Origin of the sequence: Raineyella antarctica, assembly GCF_900092135.1 — a bacterium.
Lineage (GTDB): Bacteria > Actinomycetota > Actinomycetes > Propionibacteriales > Propionibacteriaceae > Raineyella > Raineyella antarctica.
Genome location: NZ_FMYF01000011.1, coordinates 97,461 through 116,718, shown reverse-complemented (window position 1 = coordinate 116,718; position 19,258 = coordinate 97,461). Strand labels below are relative to the sequence as shown.

Sequence of the window (19,258 nt, the reverse complement as noted above, 5' to 3'; positions counted from 1 at the left end):
AAGGAGGAGGCCGTGCAGGTCGACACCCCGGCGGGTCCGGGCCGACTGGTCGTCGACGCGGCCGCGGACCCGATCGCCCTGCTGCTGCTCGGCCACGGTGCCGGCGGCGGTGTCGAGGCCTTCGACCTGGCCGCGCTCGCAGCCGCCCTGCCCGCCGAGGGGATCTCGGTGGCCCGTTTCGAGCAACCATGGCGTACGGCCGGACGCCGGGTCGCCGGCCCGCCGAAGAGCCTGGACGCGGCGTGGCAGATCGCCCTGGAGGTCGTCGGCGAGCGGTTCGGGCCCCTTCCCCTGGTGGTCGGCGGCCGCAGCGCCGGGGCCCGGGTCGCCTGCCGGTGCTTCACGCCGCCGGCGCTCGGCGTGGTGGCACTGGCCTTCCCACTGCACCCGCCGGGCCGGCCGGAGAAGTCCCGGTCGGACGAGCTCGGAGCGGTGGCCGGTCCGGTCCTGGTCATCCAGGGCGAGCGGGACACCTTCGGGACGTACGCCGAGGTGCGGGCCGCCGCCCCGGGACGGCAGGTGGTGGAGGTACCTGGCGCGACGCACGGCCTCGGCCCGACCCGCAGGTCCGACGACCCGGCGCTGCGCGCCCAGCAGGTCGTCGCCCCGGTCGCCGCCTTCGTCCGGGACCTGGCCAGGCACTGAGGGCTGGCGGTCCGGGTCACCCCGGCCTTCAGCCCGCCCGAGCTTTCAGGCGCCCCAAGCTCTCAGGCCAGAACGGCGTGGATGACCAGGTAGATCGCACCGAACGAGCTGGCCAGGAAGGCGAAGCCACGGGTCCACGATGACACCCGTCGCAGGGTGGCGGGGGTCATCGGCGTACGTCCTGGCAGCGCCGCAGCCAGGACCATCGGCACCCATGCCGGCACCAGCACCAGGGTGGTGACGACGAGCAGGACCACGATCCGTACGGCCAGCGGCAGCTCCGCGACGCCGATCCGCTGCGCCATGGCCACGTACAGCGAGACCGTGGTCAGGTTGGTGACCATGCCGAGCGCGCCCCACCCACCCAGGCTCCGCGGCAGGGAGGCCGGCGTGTGCACGTCGGTCGTGCCGGCGACCTGGTGGGCCTTTCGCCGGGCCCGGTCGCGCAGCAGTCCCCGCAGCAGGCTCGCCGCCAGGACGCCCAGCAGGGCACCGAGCGCCCCGTCGACCCAGCGGGAGGACAGCTCGCGCAGGGCTGCCTGTTCGGCCGCGACGCCGAGCAGTCCCATCGCCAGGGCGCCGAGCACGGCCAGGACCACGGCGTTGCCGGCCAGGAAGCGCCAGCGGTAACTGGGACCTCGGTTGGCGGCAACGGTGGAGGCGTTGAGGAAGACCACGGGGCTGATCATCGCGAGGACGGTCAGGGGCGCCAACCACACCACCAGGCTGGCGAATGCGTTCACGGATGCCAGCCTACGACATGGACCCACCCTCCATTTGTTTTTAATCTGACCGGTCAGTATAAAGAGATGGTGACGAATGAACCGTGCGTGATCCGCGCCCGCGAGCTGCAGCTGGCCTCCTCCCGTGGTCCCGTCTACGGCCCCATCGACCTGGACGTGCCGGCCGGCCGGCTGATCGGCCTGGTGTCGCCCGAGGGCGGCGGCCGGACCAGCCTGCTGCTCACGCTCGCCGGCCGGATGCGCTTCACCGCCGGTACGCTGACCGTCCTCGACCGCCCCCTGCCTCGCTCGACCGCGTACGTGCAGGGCCACAGCGCGCTGGCCAACTTCGCCGACATCGACGCCCCGGACGACGGGCTCACCCCCCGCGAGCTGTTCCGCGAGCGCGCCGGACTGCTCGTCCCGCTGTGGCGCCGCATCCCGGGGTGGGGCGACCGGTCGGTACAGGGTCCGCTGGAGCAGGTCTTCGCGGACCGTACGCCACCGGCACCGGACGAGCAGATCTGGCGACTGGAAGCCCTGGACCGGACCCTGCTGGCGATCTCCCTCGCCCTCCTCGGCCGCCCGCACCTGCTGGTGGTCGACGACATCGACGCGTTGCACCACCCGGCCGACCAACTGGTCACCTGGCGCGCCCTGCAGCGGCTCACCTCGCCGGACCTGACCGTCGTCGCCTCCGCGGCGGCCCGCGAGCTGGTGCCGCCCGAGGTCGAGGCGATCGACCCGCACGGCCCGCTGTCCGTCCCCGCTCGCTCTGCCGACACCCCGCTTCCGCCCGCCACACCCATCGAGGTCCTCTGAATGCTCCGCTACCTGCGCATCGGCACCGAACTGCGCCGCTTCTCCCGCAGCCGCATGCAGCGGCTGGCCATCGTCACGGCCTGCCTGATCCCACTGCTGTACGGCGCTCTGTACCTGTGGGCGTTCTGGGACCCGACCGGGCACCTGGACCGGGTCCCGGTCGCCATTGTCGACCAGGACACCGGCGCCGCGACTGGCGGCACCGCTGTGCAGGCCGGCCGGCAGCTGGCCGACCGACTGGTCGACAAGGGCACGCTGCAGTGGCACACCACCGATGCGCAGACCGCCCACGAGGGCCTGGTGAACGGGAACTACTACGCCGTCCTCACCATCCCGGCCGGCTTCTCCCGTGCCGTCACAACTGCGGGCACCACCGACCCGGTCACGGCCCCGCTCCAGGTCGACTACAACGACGCCAACGGCTTCACCGCCCGTACGGTCGTGTCCTCGGTGATGCGCGAGGTGCGCACCGCCGCCTCGGACTCCCTCGGTGCCGAGATGGTCGACAAGCTGCTGGTCGGCACCTCCGACATCCGAGCGGGCCTGGTCACGGCCTCCGACGGGGCGACGAAGCTCGGCACCGGCGCCGACAGCGCCCGGGACGGATCCACCGCGCTCACCGACGGGCTGGCCGGCCTGGACGACGGGGCGGCCCGCCTCGCGACCGGCACCGACAGCGCGGCCACCGGCGCCCACCAATTGGCCGCAGGCACCGGACAACTGGTCGATGGAGCGGGCCGGCTGGCCGACGGCGCCACCCGCCTGCAGACCGGGGCCGGCTCCCTGGCGACCGGCGCCGACACGCTGCACACCGGCGCGAAGACCCTCGACTCCGGCGCCGGCTCCCTCGCCACCGGCGCGGGCCAGGTGGACCGGGGCGCCCACCAGCTGGCCACCGGCCTGGACACCCTCGCCTCCCGGACCTCGACCCTTCCCGCCGCGACACAGCAGCTCGCGGACGGCTCGGCCAAGGTCGCCGCCGGCAATCGGCAGCTCGCCGACAGCGTCTCGACCACTGCCACCAAGGTCGGCACCGCCTCGACAGAGCTGCGCGCAGCCCTGTCCACGATCCCCTCCGACGACCCCCGGGTCCAGCAGGCGTACGCCGCACTCGACCAGCTGGACGGCCGGACGACGGCCCTGGACCAGCAGGTCCGGACCCTCGCCGCCGGAGCCCAGCAGGTCGCCGACGGCAACGCCGCACTCGCCACCTCCGCGGACGCCTTGGTCGGCGGGATCACCGCCGCCGACAAGGGCGCCCAGGACCTGGCCGCCGGCACCGCGAAACTCTCGACCGGCGCCACGGCGCTGTCCGCGGGCACCGGGAAACTGGTCGATGGCTCCCAGCGGCTCGCCGACGGATCGCGCACGCTCGCCGACGGCGCGGGCACCCTGGCCACGGGAGCCACCGACCTGCACGACGGAGCGGTCGCCGCGGACTCCGGCGCCACGGACCTGGCTACCGGGCTCGACACCCTCGCCGGCGGCGCCCACGCGCTGGCCGACGGGACGCACACCGCGCACACCGGTGCGACCACCCTGCGCGACGGGTTGGGCACCCTCGCCGACGGAACGCACGCCCTGGCCTCCGGCCTCGTCGACGCGGTCGGCCGGATCCCCGCCCTCGACAGCGGGGCCCAGCAGGCCAACGCCGACGTGATCAGCGCCCCGGTGTCGCTGGACTCCGCCTGGGTGCACCAGGCCGAGTCGAACGGCGAGGGGTTCGCGCCCTACTTCATGGGCCTGGCCCTGTACGTGGGCGTCCTGATCACCTGGATGCTGCTGCGCCCGGTCTCCGACCGCTCGCTTGCCGCGCCCGCCCCCGCACTGCGAGTCGTACTGTCCAGCTGGCTGCCCGGCGCCGTCGTCGCCGTGGTGCAGGTCGGCCTGCTCCTGGCCGTGCTGGTCGGCGCGCTCGGCCTGCACCTGGCCCACCCGCTGGCGACGGTCGGGTTCACCCTGCTGGTCGCGCTGGCCTTCCTGACGCTGCAGCAGACGATCAACATCCTCGTCGGCCCGGCCGTCGGCCGGGTGCTGGTCCTGATCCTGCTGATGCTCCAGCTCACCTCTGCTGGTGGCACCTACCCGGCCGACACCAGCCCCGCCTTCTTCCGGGCGATCCATCCCTGGCTGCCGATGACACACGTGGTGAACGGGCTACGCGGCACGATCACCGGGGACCTCGGTCCCCAGGTGCACCTCGCGGTGGCCTACCTTGGCGGGGTGATCGCACTCAGCCTGCTCGTCAGCACCTGGGGTGCCATGCGTCGCCGGGTCTGGACGATGCAGCGCCTCCACCCCGCGGTGACCGTCTGATGACCACTAGTCCGGGCAGTGCCGCGGAGACCGGCGCCGCGGAGACCGGCGCTGTGGAGACCGGCGCTGTGGGCGGTACCGCGCCGACCGGCGACGGGCGTACGGCCCGCCGGCTGGCGACGCGCGAGCGGCTGCTGGACGCCGCACTGGAGCTGTTCGCCGAACGCGGCTACAGCGCCACCTCGATGGACGACGTCGCCGATCGTGCCGGGGTCAGCAAGGGCACGGTGTTCTACAACTTCGGCTCCAAACAGGCCCTCGGCCTCGCGGTGGTCCAGCAGGCGGCGGCGAGGATCTCCGCGGTGGCCGACCAGGCGCGTACACCGTACGCCGGCTGGGAGGCACTGAACGCCACGATCCTGGCCATGCTGCGCGCCTTCGACGCCGACCCGGCCACCTGCCAGGTGCTGTTCACCGAACTGTTCCGGGCCGAACGGCCCTGGAGCGACCAGCTGCCCGCGGCGCGGGCCACCCTGGTCGCGCCGGTCGCCACGGTGATCGCGGAGGTGCACGCGGAGCGGGCCACGGCGGGACGGACCACCGCCACGCCCGACGCCGCCCAATTCGAGATGATCGCCGTCGCGGTGGTCGGCGCCCTGGTCTTCTCCGCCCTGGACCGGGCGACGTTCCATCCGGGGCGCAGCGTGGAGGACGTCCAGGCCGCCCTGATGGCGACGATCAGCGGCCTTCAGGCCTGACTCAGCCGGCAGCCAACTTCCGGCAAGCGCTACCGTGAACCATCGGAGCCGCCAGTAGCGTTTCGCACTACATCCGTCTGCAATGGAGGCCGCGGCATGCTTGTTCCCTGGTGGGGCCTGATCCCCTTCGTCATCATGCTCGCGAGCATCGCGGTCATGCCCCTGGCCCCGCAGACCCAGCACCTCTGGGAGAACGTACGGTTCCAGCTGGGCCTGTCCCTGGTCCTCGGCCTGCCGGTGGCGATCTGGATGTGGTTCCTGCTGGGGCCCACCGTGGTCTTCCACACCGTGGTCGAGTACGTCCAGTTCATCGCGCTGCTGTTCGCGCTGTTCGTGGTGGCCGGCGGCTTCTTCATGACCGGTGACATCCGGGCCACCCCGCGCAACAACACGGTCGCCCTGGCGATCGGCGGCGTGCTGGCCTCGTTCATCGGCACCACCGGCGCCGCGATGCTGCTGATCCGCCCGCTGCTCAACATCAACCAGGAGCGCAAGCTCCGGGTGCACACGGTCGTCTTCACGATCCTGGTCGTCGCCAACAACGGCGGCCTGCTGACGCCGCTGGGCGACCCGCCGCTGTTCCTGGGCTTCCTGCGCGGGGTGCCGTTCACCTGGACGTTCACGATGCTGCCGGAGTGGGCCTTCATCAACGGGATGCTGCTGCTCACCTACTTCGCCCTCGATCGTCGCGCCTACCGGGCCGAGGGCCTGGCCGACCTGGTGTACGACGACACGAACATCGAGCCGCTGCGCTTCCGCGGCCGGCGCAACCTGGTCTGGTTCGCGGTGATCATCCTGGGCGTCGCCCTCGTCCCCTCCCTCGACCTGCACGCGATCGAGGAGGGCCATGCCGCCTGGACGGCGTACGTCCCCTGGCGTGAGCTGTTGATGGGTGGCGCTGCCGGCGCGTCGTACTTCCTGGGCAGCCGGACGGTCCGCTACGACGACAACAAGTTCACCTGGGGCCCGATCGGGGAGGTCGCCGCCCTCTTCGTCGGCATCTTCCTGACCATGATCCCGGCGCTGCACTACCTGGGCGACATCGCCCCGAAGCTGCCGCTCAACGAGATCACCCTGTTCATCTTCACCGGCGGCCTCTCCTCGGTGCTGGACAACGCCCCGACGTACGCCACCTTCTTCGAGATGGCCTCCAAGCTGCCGGGCGAGACCCTGGTGGCCGGGGTACCCGAGATCTACCTGCTGTCGATCAGCCTCGGCGCGGTGACCTGTGGTGCCATCACCTACATCGGCAACGGCCCGAACTTCATGGTGAAGTCGGTGGCCGAGAGCGCCGGGGTGGGCATGCCCTCGTTCGGCGGCTACATCGTGTGGACCTTCCGGTACCTGGTCCCGGTGCTGGTCGCGATGGTGTGCCTGTTCATCGCCCAGCCGCTGTGGGCCAACGTCCTTGGCCTGGTGGTCACCGCGCTGGTCGTGCTCCAGGCGGTCGCCAACATCCGCGGCACCAAGGGTGCGGCGCGGATCCCGGCCGGTGTGGGCGTCGGCCGGACCGACTGAGCCCGAGCGCCAGGACGCCCCCTGCTCAGTTGAGCTCGAGGCCCTCCAGCGCGGCGGCGTCGAGGTTCCCCTTGGGCGGGGTGATGTCGCGAAGGGCCGCGGCGGTGTCGGAACGGATCGGGAAGCCCTTGTCGCGGGCCTGCCTCAGGTAGGTCTGGACCAGCAGCAACTGGTCGCCCCGGGCCCGGGCCGAGTCGATGTCGGACTCGGCGACCAGCCCGCGCAGGTCACGCTCGAGCAGTTGGGCAGCCTCGCGGTAGATGGACATGCCCTCATCGTAGGAGTCGCCGGGCCATCCCGGCAGAGCCACGCGGGCCCGTGCCGCAGCAGCCCCACGGGCCTCACCTGTGGCGCCTCACCAGCTGCCGCCGCCCCCACCGCCGACGCCACCGCCGACGCTGCCCCCGCTCATCCCGGACAGCCCGCCGGCGCCTCCGGAGCCGGCGGCCCAGACCCCGCTGTGGGAGGCGGCGTCCATGAACGATCCCTGCGCGCCGAAGAAGGCGTTGTCGCCGGCGAAGACCGAGACGCCCGCCCAGCTGTGGTACCAGTACGGCTCGGGCACCGGCCGCCCGGACGCGGCAATCTCGCGGAACACGCCGACCCAGTGGGACTCCGCCCCGAAGGCGATGGCCCAGGGCAGGTAGCGCGAGAAGACGTCCTGGTCCTCCTCGACCCTGATCTGGTCGGCCTCGGCGGTCAGCAGGTACTCCTTGAAGCCCTCGGCCTGGGCGAGCACGGCACTGCCCTCAGCGGTCCGGGAGGAGACGAAGAAGGCAGCGACGAACACGGCGATACCGGCCACGATCGGGCCGATGCCGGCCAGCCCCCAGCCCAGGCCCAGGCCGAGCGCGATGCCGAGCAGGACGCCGAGGGCGATCAGGCCGACGCCCGCCAGGAGCCAGATACCCTGCTGGACGGCCGGGTTCCGCCGGTACCAGCCGCGGGCCACCATGTCCTTGAGCAGCGCCGACTTGCTGGACATCATGATGCCGGCGATCGCCTGCTGCAGGTCGTCGCGCAGCAGCGGGTCGGGCTTCTTCCTGAACAGCTTCTCGTCCAGCACCTGCAGGTGCCGGGGCAGCACCGTACGATCCGCCTGGAGGCGGACCAGGCGCCAGTCGGTGTAGGTCCCGGCTGAGCCCTTCATGCCTGCGAGCGCCTTCTTCAGGGTGTTGTCGTCCTCACTCAGCGGAGGCGCCGTCTCGTCGATCCGCAGGTAGCCGCGGACCGCCAGGTCGACGATGCCGGCGACGACGTCGTTGGTGCCGGCCCGGCCGTCGACCAGCACGCCGATCTCGCCGGCGGTGACGCCCTCGGGCGGGGTGAAGCGTACGGCCACGGGGGTCCTGCGACGCGGTCCGATCGACGTCTGCTGGCCGGGTGCGGGCATCAGGCCAGGGGTCAGGCCGACGTACGCCTGGTCCCGGCCGAACCGGCGGAAGGCGAGCAGCGCGAGGGCGCCGAGCACCGCCAGGCTGCCCAGGCCGACCCCGAACGCCCCGGCGGTGGGCCGCAGGTAGTCACCGGCGGTGTGCCGCGCGACGTAGACCGGCTCGGCGCCGACGAAGGTACCGACCGGCCACTGGCCGACCACCGTCAGGCCCTGCCCGGCCCCGAGGCCGGCCTGGCTGAAGACGGCGCGGTTGCCCTCGCTGGCTGTCGCGGTGCAGGGTGCGCCACTCTGGGGGTCACCGGCGTAGCAGGCGGTGCCGGTCACGGCTGCGGGGCCCTCGATGGTGACGGTGACGTCCTGCATCGGGACCTCCCAGCCGGTGCCGATGACGTTCCAGTTGACCTCGTCACCGGCGCCGCCGGTGGCGTTCGGGTTGACCACGCCGGACAGGTCGTACGTGAGCACGTAGCGCTGGGTGCCCTTGACCGTCCGGTTCGGGTCTCCGATCCGGACCCCGTAGGTCGAGGCGGCCTTCTCGACCGTGACCTTGGCGGGCGCGCCGGTGGGGCTGGTGACCTTGGGGTTGCTGACCTCCAGCACCCGCCAGCGCGAGTCGTCCCCGGCGATGGCCTGCCGGGTGACCAGGTAGACGAAGGGCCCGTGGTCGCCGCCACCGGTGAACTCCATGTCGAAGTCCTGGGTGACGTGCAGGGTGCCGCCCTGGCGGTCGGCGACCGCGGTAACGTCCATCCGCCGGATGGGATCGGTGTCCGCGGCGTGCGCGGGTGCTCCAGCCAACAGGGGCGAGACCAGCAGCGGCCCGGCGACGAGCAGCAGGGCGGCCGCCAAGCGGCTCAGGAGGCGCAGGTGGACGTGGACAGGAATCCGGCCGAGCGACGTTGCCATACCTCCAAAGTAGGCTCGGCGGGGGGCAACCGGCTGCCCGACGCCGATGTCCCGCGGCAGCCGGTGGGCCGGTGATCGACGTCTCAGCGGTCCTGCGGCCTCCAGTGTCGCGACACCCAGCCGTACGCATCATCGACGTCCTGCAGCACCCGCAGCCCGGCCACCATCGGGGGCCGGGCGATCATCACCACGAAGATGCCCAGGTCCTCGGCCACGCGCAGCTTCGGAGCGTCCAGGGGGCCACCGGTGTCCCTGGTCACCATCACGCCGATCCGCCGGCTCGACAGCAGCGCGAACTCCGCTGCGTACGCGTGCGGCTCCCCGGAGCGGATCACCTCCCACCGGGAGGGGACCTTCCAGCGGGGCAGCCGGGCGACGCGGGCCAGCACGTAGCGATCCCGCCAGTCCAGGTAGGCGGCCAGCGCCTCGCTCCCGACGCTGAGGAAGGGCCGGACCACCCCGAGGGCCTCGACGATGGCCTTGGCATGCTCGTCGTCCTCCGCCCAGCGCCAGCGCGCGGAGCCACCTTGGGCGAGCCAGGTGGGTGGCGCCAGCCGGACGATCGGCACCGCGGCCGCCGCACTGGCAGCGGACGCCTCGTTCGCTGCCTCGGTGGCGAACGGATGGCTGGCGTCGACCACGCCGCGGATCCCGCGGGACTGCAGGAAACCGGCCAGGCCCTCCACTCCCCCGAATCCGCCACGGATGACCTCGACCGGCAGCAGCGGATGCGGGTCGTCGGAGCCCAACAGGCCGCAGACCACAGGGATGCCTGCCAGCTGCAGCCGGACGGCCAGCTCGCGGGACCAGGTGGTGCCGCCCAGGACGAGGAAGGTCACGGGAGCTCCAGCGGGCGCCCGGCGACCATCAGCACCAGCCGGTCGCTGGCCGCGGCGAGGGCCTGGTTGGTCCGGCCGAGCAGGTCGGCGAACGTACGACCCGAGGGGTAGGACGGCACGACGCCCCAGCCGACCTCGTTGGTGACCGCCACCAGGGTCTGCTCGCTCGCGGTCCAGGCGCCGAGCAGGTCGTCCAGGCGGTCGAAGAAGTCGTCCTGCCACTCGTCGCGGGGGACGTCCCAGGTGCCCAGGTCGTCGATGGTCCGGGTGACCCAGGTGCCCAGGCAGTCGACCAGCACCGGGGTCCGGGCCTCGCGGATCGCTGCGGCGACATCGGCGGTCTCCACGGTGGTCCAGGTAGCAGGACGCCGGGAGCGGTGGGCGGCGATCCTGGCCGCCCAGTCGGGGTCGGAGCCGGGATCGGGGACGGGGCCCGGAGCGACGTACGTCACCCGCGGCTCGGCCGACAGCAGGGCCTCGGCATAGGTGGACTTCCCGGACCGGACGCCCCCGGTGACGATGGTGCGAGGCACGTGCTTCAGTCTAGGGAGGCCGCGACAGGAGGGGACCGATGACCCAGCAGGTGGGCGTCCCGATGGAGGTGGTGTTCCTCTGCCTGGGGAACATCTGCCGTTCCCGATGGCCGAGCGGGTGGACCGGACGCGTCTGAGCGGCGTCGATGTCCCGCTTCCGGGGGAACGTCACGGTAGCGTGGTGTCGTCCTGCCCGCACCACGAGGGAGACCAGGCAGTCATCGTGTCGCACTCTCATTCCCATACCCACAGCGAGCCCTCGACGGTCGAGGGCCGCCTGCGCCAACGTCGCGCCTCACAGATCCTGATCGTCATCCTGGTGCCACTGGCCATCTGGACGCTGGTCGGGCTCGTGCTGCTGTGGCCGACGAACACGTCCCAGCACATCCAGAAGGACGTCGCCCAGTTCTCCGTCCCGGGCATGACCATGCCCAAGGGTGAGGTGATGGCGGTCAACGAGATCAGTTGTGCCGGGCTGGAGGGCTCGACGTCCTCGGCCGCCCAGACGTGCGCGGCCCTGACGGTCCAGCTGCTCGAGGGCGAGGACAAGGGCAAGGACGTCCAGGTCAACACGACCTCGGCGATCTTCAAGTCAGGGGTCCAGCCCGGCCAGCGGGTCGTCGTCTATCGGGTGCCGACCCTGAACGGCCAGGCGAACTACCAGTTCGCCGACTTCGCGCGGACCGGACCCGTGGTGTTCTTCGCGATCGCGTTCCTGCTGGTCACCGTGGCGGTGGCACGCCGACGAGGCCTGTTGTCGGTGATCGGCCTGGCCTGGGCGGCGTTCATCATGGTCGCCTTCATCTTCCCCGCGCTGATCTCCGGGTCGAACGCGATCCTGGTCACGCTGATCGGGGCCTCGGCCATCATGTTCGTGGCGCTCTACTTCACCCATGGCTTCAACACCCGAACAACCACGGCCCTGTTGGGCACATTGTTCGGGCTCGTGCTGGCGGCCGTGCTGTCGTACGTGGCGCTCAGCTGGGGGCACCTGACCGGCGTGGCCTCCGAGGAGGACTACACGCTGTCGGCCGCTGCCCCGGACATGAAGCTGACGGCGGTCGTCCTGTCCGGCATGATCATCGCCGCCCTGGGTGGCCTCAACGACGTGACGATCACCCAGGCCTCTGCGGTGTGGGAGCTGGCCGACGACCCGCGCCGGACCGGCCCGCAGATCTTCCGCCAGGCGATGCGGATCGGCCGGGACCACATCGCCTCGACCGTCTACACCATCGTCTTCGCCACGGCCGGTGCGAGCATGTCGGTCCTGCTGCTGCTGGCGATGTACGACCGCCCGCTCTACTCGACGATCATGACGGAGCAATTCGCCGTCGAGATCCTGCGGACCCTCGTCGGCGCCATCGGCCTGACCCTGGCGATGCCGTTGACCACGGGCATCGGCGCGCTGCTGGTCAGCCGCCGCGGGACCCCGTCCGAGGAACTGGACTCCGGCAAGGTGTACGCGCTGAACACCAGCGACGAACTGGTCGACGTGGACGACTACCACCCGCGGCCGGAGGGTTCGCTCTCGACCGACTGAACAGGTACGGCCATCGATCGCCGGGACCCGGGGTTGTCCACAACGACCCGGGGTCCCGGCGATCTGGCCTTGGGACAACGCCGACCCTTTCGTCACATTCCGGTCACGCGACGTTCATCTGGAGGGCGCAATTGCGTGGGCTATGGCGGGATGAGGCAGGCACCGCCCGTCCACACCACCCGCAAAGTTGTCCACAAGGGTTATCCACAATGTGGAGAATTACACCGGTGTCATCTGCTGTTCACGCGGCCGTCACCACCCCGCAATTCGGTCGCCGTCGCTGGTGCGAACCCTGCACGCCGCGGGCCTGGTCGACCGCTACACGCTGGTGATCTGCCTGCTGACCCTGGGCAGCGGCAGGCGGCTGTTCGAGGGTGCTGCCCTGCCGACCGAACTCGACCTCACCAGCAGCGTGGCGACCACCAAGGGCGTGATCATCGCGCACTGCCGCCGCCGGTGAAGGAAGGCACCGGTCCCACGTTCTCTTTCGGCCCCAGGACCGCTCGCGTTCTCGTCGGGAGAGGGCCCTGGCCCGTCCCGATCACGCGGTTGCCGAACAGGTAGGGAGACATCCCCACCGCTAGGATCGCCAGCGTGAGTCCGAACGCGGTAGTGACCACCCGGGACGGCCTCGAGGCCATCCGCCGGGCCCCGACGTTGTTGGCAGGGCTGGGGCTGGTCGAATCGCTGATCACAGCGGCACGTGCCGACGGGCCCACCGCCGAACCCCTCCTGGCCGCGGCCATCGCCGACTCCTCCGACCAGCTGACCGCGATCGCCGCCGTCCATGCCGCCGCTGCCGCAGGGACCACCGCGGCGTCCGCGCTCGTCGTGCCCCTGCTGGGATCGGGCCCGTCCTTCCTCCGCGACCACGCGGCCTGGGCGCTGGCGGCCTCGCCGCGCCTCCCCGAGGCCGTGGACGTGCTGGCCACGATGGCCGCCGCGGGGGACTTCACCGGCACGCTGGCGGAGGCGACCCTGGAGGCCTGGGGGGACGCGCCGGCCGAGCCGGATGGCCGGGAGCCCGATGACCTGGACGTCCCCGACGACCTGGACGCCCTCGATCACGACGGTGTTCGCGGCCTCACCGTCGCCCAACTGTTCCTGCACGCCGACATCGACGGCGACCTGCTGCACTCCGGCCAGGGTGACACGGGCGGCATCGCGACGCTCCTGGTCCACCTGGGCGATGCCCTGCTGGCCGAGGACGGGATCGGCCGGGTGCTCACCGTGTCCCGCGGACCCGCCGCAGCGGACCGCCCCCACCACGTCCCCGCCGGGCCCGGCCACCGGTACCTGTCCGTACCGCTGCCGGGGCCGGTCCGGGCCGCCCCGGACAGCTGGGCCCTCCGCGTCCCGGTCCGTCGCGGCCTGCGGCGGATCCTCCGCGCCGAGCGGGTCGACGTCCTGCACCTGCGGATGGCGGACGTCGGGTCGTGGGCCGCCGCCGACGTGGCCCGTACGCTCGGCATCCCGACCGTCCTCACCCTGGCCCCCGACCCGCACGCCCTGATCGCCTCGCGTGAGGCGTCCGGCGCCCTCACCCGTGGCACCTTCGGTGCGGCCGACCTGGCCGAGCACCTGGTGTTCCGGGTACGGCTGCTGCGCGACCTCGCCGAGCAGGCCGCCCACCTCGTGGTGTTCCCGCGGACCGACCTGGCCCGCGACCTGCGCGACCTGCTGCAGCTCGACCCCGACGACAGCAGGCACCGGGTCAGCGTCGTACCGGAGGGCGTCGACCTGGCCCCGCTGGAGCGCGCGTCGCGCGAGGTCCCGGACTCCCTGCACGGCGTCCCGGTGCCGGCCGCCACTACCGGGGCCCTCGCCTCGCTCGACGCCCTGCTGTCGGCCCTGCCGCCCGAACGCCGAGGTCTGCCGCTGGCGATCACCGTGGGCCGGCTGCACCGGGTCAAGGGCATGGCGACCCTGGTCGAGGCATGGGCCGCCCACCCCGGTCTTGCCGCCCGATGCAACCTGCTCGTCGTCGGCGGCGACCTGGACCGGCCAACCGACGACGAGGCCGGGCAGCTGGCCCGGATCGATGCCGCCGTCCCCCGCGCGGACGGGCCCGCCCGGGGCCTGCTGCTCGCCGGGCACCGCCCGAACGCGACGGTCGCCGTGTGGCTGGCGGCCGTCCGCCACGGCCGCCCGGGACTCAGTGCGCCCGCCGGCGTCTACGTATCGGCGAGCCTGAAGGAGGAGTTCGGGATCGCCATCCTCGAGGCGATGGCCTCCGGCCTGGTCGTGGTCGCCCCGCTGGAAGGGGGTCCGGCGACGTACGTGGACGACGGGGTGACCGGGTTCCTGGTCGACACCGGGTCGCCGACCGCCCTGGTCGCCGGAACGGCGTCCGCGCTGGACCTCGCCTCCGCCCCCGCCGCGGGCGAACGGGCCGACCGCGCCCGGCGCCTGGTCGCCGAACGCTTCAGCATCGAGGCGATGGCCTCCGCCCTTGCCGCCATCTACCTGGAGGTCACCCGTGACCCTGCTCGTCATCAGTCCTGACTACGCCTCGCACCTGTACCCCCTGGCCACGCTGGCGACCGCCTGGCAGCAGGCCGGCGAGCGAGTGGTCGTGGCCACCGGCCCGGCGACGGACGCCATCGTCCGCGGGTTCGGCTTCGAGCGCGAGCACCTGCAGCTGGGCCGGGGGTCCAACCCCGGGGTGATCCGCGCGGAGGACCAGCCACGCGGCGAGGACGAGTCGCTGCGCGGCTTCTTCGAGGCCACCCGGCGCGGCGCCGTCGAGACGCTCGCGTTCCAGGCCGCCGCCCGCGGCGACGACCTGCTGTGGGACCCGCTCACGGTGGCCCGGCAGGTGCAGCGGGTGGTCGAGCACGTACGCCCCGACCAGGTGATCGTCGACCACCTCGCGTTCAGCGCCCGGCTCGCCCTGACCGGGGCCGGCGTCCGCCACGGCGACGTCGTGCTCGGGCATCCGTCGGCGCTCACGGTGGGCGAGGAGGTGTACGGCTACCCGCCCGCGTGGCCGCGCGGCCTGCACCCCGACGCCGCAGCGCTCGCCGACCTGCACCGGCTCTGCACCCGGGTCCGGGACGACTTCACCACGCAGTGGAACCGGGCCCTGGCCGCCCTCGACCCGGCGGCACCCGCCAGTGCGGACGCCTTCGCCGAGACCGGGGACGTGCTCCTGCTCAACTACCCCGGCGAGCTGCACCCGCCGGCGCGTACCGCCCTGCTCGGCCGGCACGCCTTCCTCGGCTCGGCCGTCCGCACCGAGGATCCGGACCCGGAGGTGGAGGCCTGGCTGGCCGCCGGCGACGCTCCGGTCGTCTACGTCAGCCTCGGCAGCTTCCTGTCGGTGCGCTCCGACGTCCTGGCCACCATCGCCGAGGCCCTGCGCGGTCTCGCCGTCCGGGTCGCGCTCGCCAGCGGCTCCACGCCGCCGGAGGCCCTGGGGCCGGTCCCCGAGTCCTGGCTGGTCCGTGCGGTGCTGCCGCAGGTGACGCTGCTGGCGCACTCGGCGCTGGCGGTGTCCCACGGCGGCAACAACAGCGTCACCGAATCACTGACCGCCGGCGTCCCGCTGCTGCTCCTGCCGCTGTCGACCGACCAGTTCGCCGGCGCCGCGGCCCTCGAGGACGCCGGCCTCGGGGAGGCCCTCGACCCCAACACGGCCTCCCCGGACGAGTTGCGGGCAGCAGCCGTCCGGCTGCTCGGCCTCGGGCCGGACCCCCGCGACCGGCTCACCCGACTGGCCGACGAGCTGACCACCACCCCCGGGGCCCAGCGGGCCCGGGCCGCGATGCTGGCCACCGATGAACCCGACCCCGACCCCGACCCCGACCCCGACCCCGACCAAGGCGGTGCACGATGAGCACGACCACCCATCCGGTCGACGAGATCCCGGCAGCACCGAAGCTGCTCGCGCTCGGCCTGCAGCACGTGCTGGTGATGTACGCGGGCGCGATCGCCGTGCCACTGATCGTCGGCCGCGCGCTGGGGCTGGCGCCGCAGGACGTCGCCTTCCTCATCTCCGCCGACCTCTTCGCCTGCGGCATCGCGACCGTCGTCCTGCTCACCGTCGTGCTCATCGCGCGCTTCGGCAAGGGTTTCGTGGCCAACATCTCGGTGCTGCTCGGCATCGTGGTCGGCAGCATCATCGCCACCTTCGCGGGCAAGGTCTCCCTGGCCAAGGTCGTCCGGGCCGACTGGTTCGCCCTCGTCACGCCCTTCCACTTCGGTACGCCGCTCTTCGACCCGATCATGGTGGCGACCATGTCGCTGGTCATGGTGGTCGTGCTGATCGAGTCCACCGGCATGTTCCTGGCGCTCGGCGAGCTCACCGGGCGGCCCGTCACCCCGAGGATGCTCTCGGGCGGCCTGCGCGCCGACGGGCTCGGCACCCTGATCGGCGGCGTGTTCAACACCTTCCCATACACCTCGTTCAGCCAGAACGTGGGGCTGGTCGGGGTGACCGGCGTACGCAGCCGCTTCGTCTGCGTCGCCGGCGGCGGGATCCTGGTGGTCCTGGGGCTGATCCCCAAGATGGGCGCCCTGGTCGAGGCCCTACCCACCTCCGTCCTGGGCGGCGCCGGCATCGCGATGTTCGGCATGGTCGCCGCGAGCGGCATCCGGATCCTCTCGGGCGTCGACTTCGCGGCCAGCCGCAACAGCCTGTTCGTCGTCGCGATCTCGCTGGGCATCGGCATGATCCCCTTGGTGGCGCCGAACTTCAGCCAGTGGATGCCCGCCGAGATCCGTCCGCTGGTCGAGTCCGGGATCCTGCTCGCCGCCTTCTCGGCGGTGACGCTCAACGCGGTCTTCAACGGGCGCGGAGCCGGTACCGGCGCGTCGGCGGGAGCCGGCGCGCAGCACGAGGACCGCTAGTCCGCTGGGTCCGTACGTCGCAGGTCCTCGCCTCAGCCGACCACGGACCTGATCCAGGACACGGTCCCGTCGGTGAACCGGATCGACTCGGAGTCCCAGTCGCTGGTGCCGCCCTCGTTGGGACCGCCGGTCAGGCCACGGAGAACGCCATCGGCGCCGTACCACGGCGATCCGCTCGTCCCGTCCGGCAGGTTGCACGAATCGACCGAGAGCCCGTCGGCCGCCGCGCTCACCGTCAGGGCGTCACAACCGGTCAGTTCTCCGGTGGCCGACGGATAGCCCCAGATCGACACCATGGCGCCGTCCGCGGGCGCGGTCCCCACGACGAAGCCACCGCCGACAGCGGCCTCGATGTTCCCGTCCACCCGCAGGAGCCGGAGGTCCTCGGTGTCGGCGCCGGCGGAATCTACGTCAGCGGTGGTGACCTCGTCCACCACCGTCCAGGTCCGTCCCGCGGCCTGGACCGAGTCGCTCGCACCGCAGTGGGCGGCGGTGAGCAACCAGGATCCGGACGGGCTGTCGAGCACGTCGGCGGTGCAGGACGCCTGCACGATCCAGGCATGCATGTCCTTCAGCGTGCGCGTCGGCGTGGGGGTGGCGGATGCGGTCGGGGTGGATGCGGCCGGGGTGGATGCGGCCGTGGCGGCAGCGCCCCCCGGAGTGGGAGTCGTCGAGGCGCGAGCCGCGGTGTGGGTGGGTGGCCGCCGGAAGGCCGAGGGGAGGTGGCCCTGGGCGGCGATTGGAGCCACGTACGCCACCGAGACCAGGACGACGGCGACCGCAACGGTCGTGAGCAGACGCCTGTCCATGCGCAACCTCGTCAAACCAGCCCCCTTCGTCCCCCGCTTCTGGGAACAGTTTCGCATGCGTGGGAGGTGGCCGCCCGTGCCCGGGACGCGGGTCTCAGCGAGCGGTCGCCTTCTCCTGGGCGACCTTCTCCTGGTCCGCGTTGGGGACGGTGAGGGCGATGGCGACCAGCACGAGGATGGCCGCCAGCACGACGAAGCCCAGTCCCAGCATCGACCCGAATCGTACGGGGCCGGCAGCGACCGTCCACCCGCTGAAGATCCCCCATCGCTCGACCACACTGGCGGGCACCGCGGCGCCGACTGCCACGAGGGTCGCAGCGATCGTGACGCCGATGGAACCACCCAGGGACGAGCCCATCTTGAAGATGCCGGACGCGACACCCACCTCGGACTCGGGCACCGAACTGATGGCCGCGTCGGTTGCCGGCGTGGCGAACAGCCCCAGCCCGACCCCGAAGAGCGTGAAGCCGATGACGACGGCCACCACGTACAGGTTCTTGGGCAGGAACGTCAGGCTGTTCAGCACGATGCCGACCAGCAGGATCGAGGTGCCCCACCACATCGGCTTCTTGGTGCCGAACCGCTGCAGGAGCTTCTCACCCACGCGGATCATGCTCAGGATCGCCACGACGTAGCCGAGGGTCAGCAGCCCGGCCTCGAAGGAGTTCCACCCGCCGCCCTTCTGCATCAGGCCGAGGGTCACCATGATCGCCGCCACGCCGGTGTTGATCAGGAAGTTGGCGAGGACCGGGCCGGTGAAGCGCAGGTTCCTGAACATGGAGAGGTCGATGAACGGGGAGCGCCCGATCCGCTTGGCCTCGACCCTGAAGAACGCGACCGCGCCCACGACCGTGACGAGCAGCAGGACGAGGGACGGCAGACTCAGCCAACCGAGCTGCGCTCCCTCCGCGATGAAGACGTCCAGGGCGACGAGGGTGATGAAGAACGTGACCAGGCCGCCCCAGTCGAAGGCGCGCGCCGGGGCGTTCGGGGCGACGACGGCGCGGGACTCGGGGGTCTTGCGGGTCAGGAAGAGGGCGACGAGGGCCACCACGATGCTGAGCACGAAGATCGACCTCCAGCCGAGGAAGGTCGCTGCCAGTGCACCGCCGAAGAACGCGGTCAGCCCCGATCCCCCGAAGGTGCCGATCGAGAAGAACGAGACGGCCCGCTGGCGGTCGGCACCGTCGTTGAACGCCTTGATCAACGCCAGTGCCGTCGGCATGATGCAGGCGTAGCTGAAGCCCTGCACGATGCGGCCGCCCAGGATCAGCGTGGTCGTGAGGCCGCCCATCCGGGCCGGCGCCAGGACGACGAGCAGCGAACCGAGCATGCTCAGGACCAGGCCGATCCGGAAGATGCGGACCCGGCCCCACCGATCGGCGATACCTCCGGCCACCACGATGAAGATGCCGCCGAAGAGGGCCGTGATCGACACCGCCAAGGTGGCGATGGTGGATTGCAGCCCCAGCGACTTCGAGATGCCCGGGATGACGTTGAGCAGCGTCTGGGCGAACAGCCAGTAGGTGAGGACCGCGAGCACGATCCCTGCCAACCACCCGTTGCCGGGTCGGAATGCGAGGTGCTCTGCTGATGCTTTGGACATGGTGACTCCTAGGGCTCAGGACGCCTGTGTCCTGACGACACGACAGTACGAGCCCGG

At 71.9% G+C, this 19,258-nt stretch carries 17 protein-coding genes; 10 read left to right on the top strand and 7 right to left on the bottom strand.

Going from position 1 to position 19,258, the window contains the following annotated elements; all coding sequences use genetic code 11:
• Window positions 1-12: 12 nt before the first annotated feature.
• Complete coding sequence (locus GA0111570_RS14470; RefSeq protein WP_092612845.1) at window positions 13-645, top strand: alpha/beta hydrolase family protein; 633 nt, start codon at window positions 13-15, stop codon at window positions 643-645.
• 62 nt (window positions 646-707) lie between these two features.
• Here GA0111570_RS14470 and GA0111570_RS14465 read toward each other — a convergent pair whose 3' ends face one another.
• Window positions 708-1,388 (bottom strand): hypothetical protein, encoded by a 681-nt coding sequence (locus GA0111570_RS14465; protein WP_092612842.1) that lies wholly within the window; start codon window positions 1,386-1,388, stop codon window positions 708-710.
• A gap of 69 nt (window positions 1,389-1,457) precedes the next feature.
• Between GA0111570_RS14465 and GA0111570_RS14460 the strand changes: the two genes are divergently transcribed.
• The 4 genes from GA0111570_RS14460 (at window position 1,458) to GA0111570_RS14445 (ending at window position 6,721) form a co-directional block, all read left to right on the top strand.
• The gene (locus GA0111570_RS14460) at window positions 1,458-2,189 is read left to right on the top strand and encodes a P-loop NTPase family protein (protein WP_139283268.1); all 732 of its coding nucleotides are present in this window, start codon (window positions 1,458-1,460) and stop codon (window positions 2,187-2,189) included.
• Window positions 2,190-4,505, top strand: coding sequence for a YhgE/Pip family protein (locus GA0111570_RS14455; protein ID WP_092612836.1), 2,316 nt, complete (start codon window positions 2,190-2,192; stop codon window positions 4,503-4,505).
• Window positions 4,505-5,203 (top strand): TetR/AcrR family transcriptional regulator, encoded by a 699-nt coding sequence (locus GA0111570_RS14450; protein WP_092612832.1) that lies wholly within the window; start codon window positions 4,505-4,507, stop codon window positions 5,201-5,203. Before GA0111570_RS14455 ends, GA0111570_RS14450 begins: the two co-directional genes overlap by 1 nt.
• Window positions 5,204-5,299: 96 nt before the next feature.
• Window positions 5,300-6,721 carry a sodium:proton antiporter gene (locus GA0111570_RS14445; RefSeq protein ID WP_092612830.1) on the top strand — a complete coding sequence of 474 codons (1,422 nt, stop codon included), beginning with the start codon at window positions 5,300-5,302 and terminating at the stop codon, window positions 6,719-6,721.
• Window positions 6,722-6,746: 25 nt separating this feature from the next.
• Here GA0111570_RS14445 and GA0111570_RS14440 read toward each other — a convergent pair whose 3' ends face one another.
• The 4 genes from GA0111570_RS14440 to GA0111570_RS14425 all read right to left on the bottom strand — a co-directional run bounded on the left by GA0111570_RS14440 (window position 6,747) and on the right by GA0111570_RS14425 (window position 10,395).
• Complete coding sequence (locus tag GA0111570_RS14440) at window positions 6,747-6,989, bottom strand: hypothetical protein (RefSeq protein WP_092612827.1); 243 nt, start codon at window positions 6,987-6,989, stop codon at window positions 6,747-6,749.
• Between the two features lie 87 nt (window positions 6,990-7,076).
• On the bottom strand, window positions 7,077-9,023 hold the full coding sequence (locus GA0111570_RS14435; RefSeq protein ID WP_092612824.1) for a DUF2207 domain-containing protein: 1,947 nt from the start codon (window positions 9,021-9,023) through the stop codon (window positions 7,077-7,079).
• An 83-nt stretch (window positions 9,024-9,106) separates the two neighbouring features.
• Entirely contained in the window at window positions 9,107-9,862 is a 756-nt protein-coding gene (locus GA0111570_RS14430) for a precorrin-6A/cobalt-precorrin-6A reductase (RefSeq protein ID WP_092612821.1), read from the bottom strand.
• Window positions 9,859-10,395: a bifunctional adenosylcobinamide kinase/adenosylcobinamide-phosphate guanylyltransferase gene (locus GA0111570_RS14425; protein WP_175557519.1), complete on the bottom strand. Its 537-nt coding sequence runs from the start codon at window positions 10,393-10,395 to the stop codon at window positions 9,859-9,861. Before GA0111570_RS14425 ends, GA0111570_RS14430 begins: the two co-directional genes overlap by 4 nt.
• Before the next feature lie 223 nt (window positions 10,396-10,618).
• Here GA0111570_RS14425 and GA0111570_RS14420 point away from each other — a divergent pair, with 223 nt between their 5' ends.
• The 5 genes from GA0111570_RS14420 to GA0111570_RS14400 all read left to right on the top strand — a co-directional run bounded on the left by GA0111570_RS14420 (window position 10,619) and on the right by GA0111570_RS14400 (window position 16,786).
• A complete protein-coding gene (locus tag GA0111570_RS14420; protein ID WP_175557518.1) occupies window positions 10,619-11,935 on the top strand; it encodes a YibE/F family protein in 1,317 nt (438 codons plus the stop codon).
• Window positions 11,936-12,218: 283 nt separating this feature from the next.
• Window positions 12,219-12,395 carry a dihydrofolate reductase family protein gene (locus tag GA0111570_RS17885; protein ID WP_217634191.1) on the top strand — a complete coding sequence of 59 codons (177 nt, stop codon included), beginning with the start codon at window positions 12,219-12,221 and terminating at the stop codon, window positions 12,393-12,395.
• Window positions 12,396-12,529: 134 nt separating this feature from the next.
• Entirely contained in the window at window positions 12,530-14,440 is a 1,911-nt protein-coding gene (locus tag GA0111570_RS14410) for a glycosyltransferase (protein WP_139283266.1), read from the top strand.
• Window positions 14,415-15,773: a nucleotide disphospho-sugar-binding domain-containing protein gene (locus GA0111570_RS14405; RefSeq protein ID WP_092612806.1), complete on the top strand. Its 1,359-nt coding sequence runs from the start codon at window positions 14,415-14,417 to the stop codon at window positions 15,771-15,773. The genes GA0111570_RS14410 and GA0111570_RS14405 overlap by 26 nt, the downstream gene beginning before the upstream one ends.
• Entirely contained in the window at window positions 15,770-16,786 is a 1,017-nt protein-coding gene (locus GA0111570_RS14400) for a solute carrier family 23 protein (RefSeq protein WP_092612803.1), read from the top strand. Before GA0111570_RS14405 ends, GA0111570_RS14400 begins: the two co-directional genes overlap by 4 nt.
• A gap of 32 nt (window positions 16,787-16,818) precedes the next feature.
• Here GA0111570_RS14400 and GA0111570_RS14395 read toward each other — a convergent pair whose 3' ends face one another.
• Both GA0111570_RS14395 and GA0111570_RS14390 read right to left on the bottom strand, forming a co-directional pair.
• Entirely contained in the window at window positions 16,819-17,595 is a 777-nt protein-coding gene (locus GA0111570_RS14395) for a trypsin-like serine peptidase (protein WP_092612800.1), read from the bottom strand.
• 94 nt (window positions 17,596-17,689) lie between these two features.
• Entirely contained in the window at window positions 17,690-19,201 is a 1,512-nt protein-coding gene (locus tag GA0111570_RS14390) for an MFS transporter (protein ID WP_092612797.1), read from the bottom strand.
• Window positions 19,202-19,258: the final 57 nt, after the last annotated feature.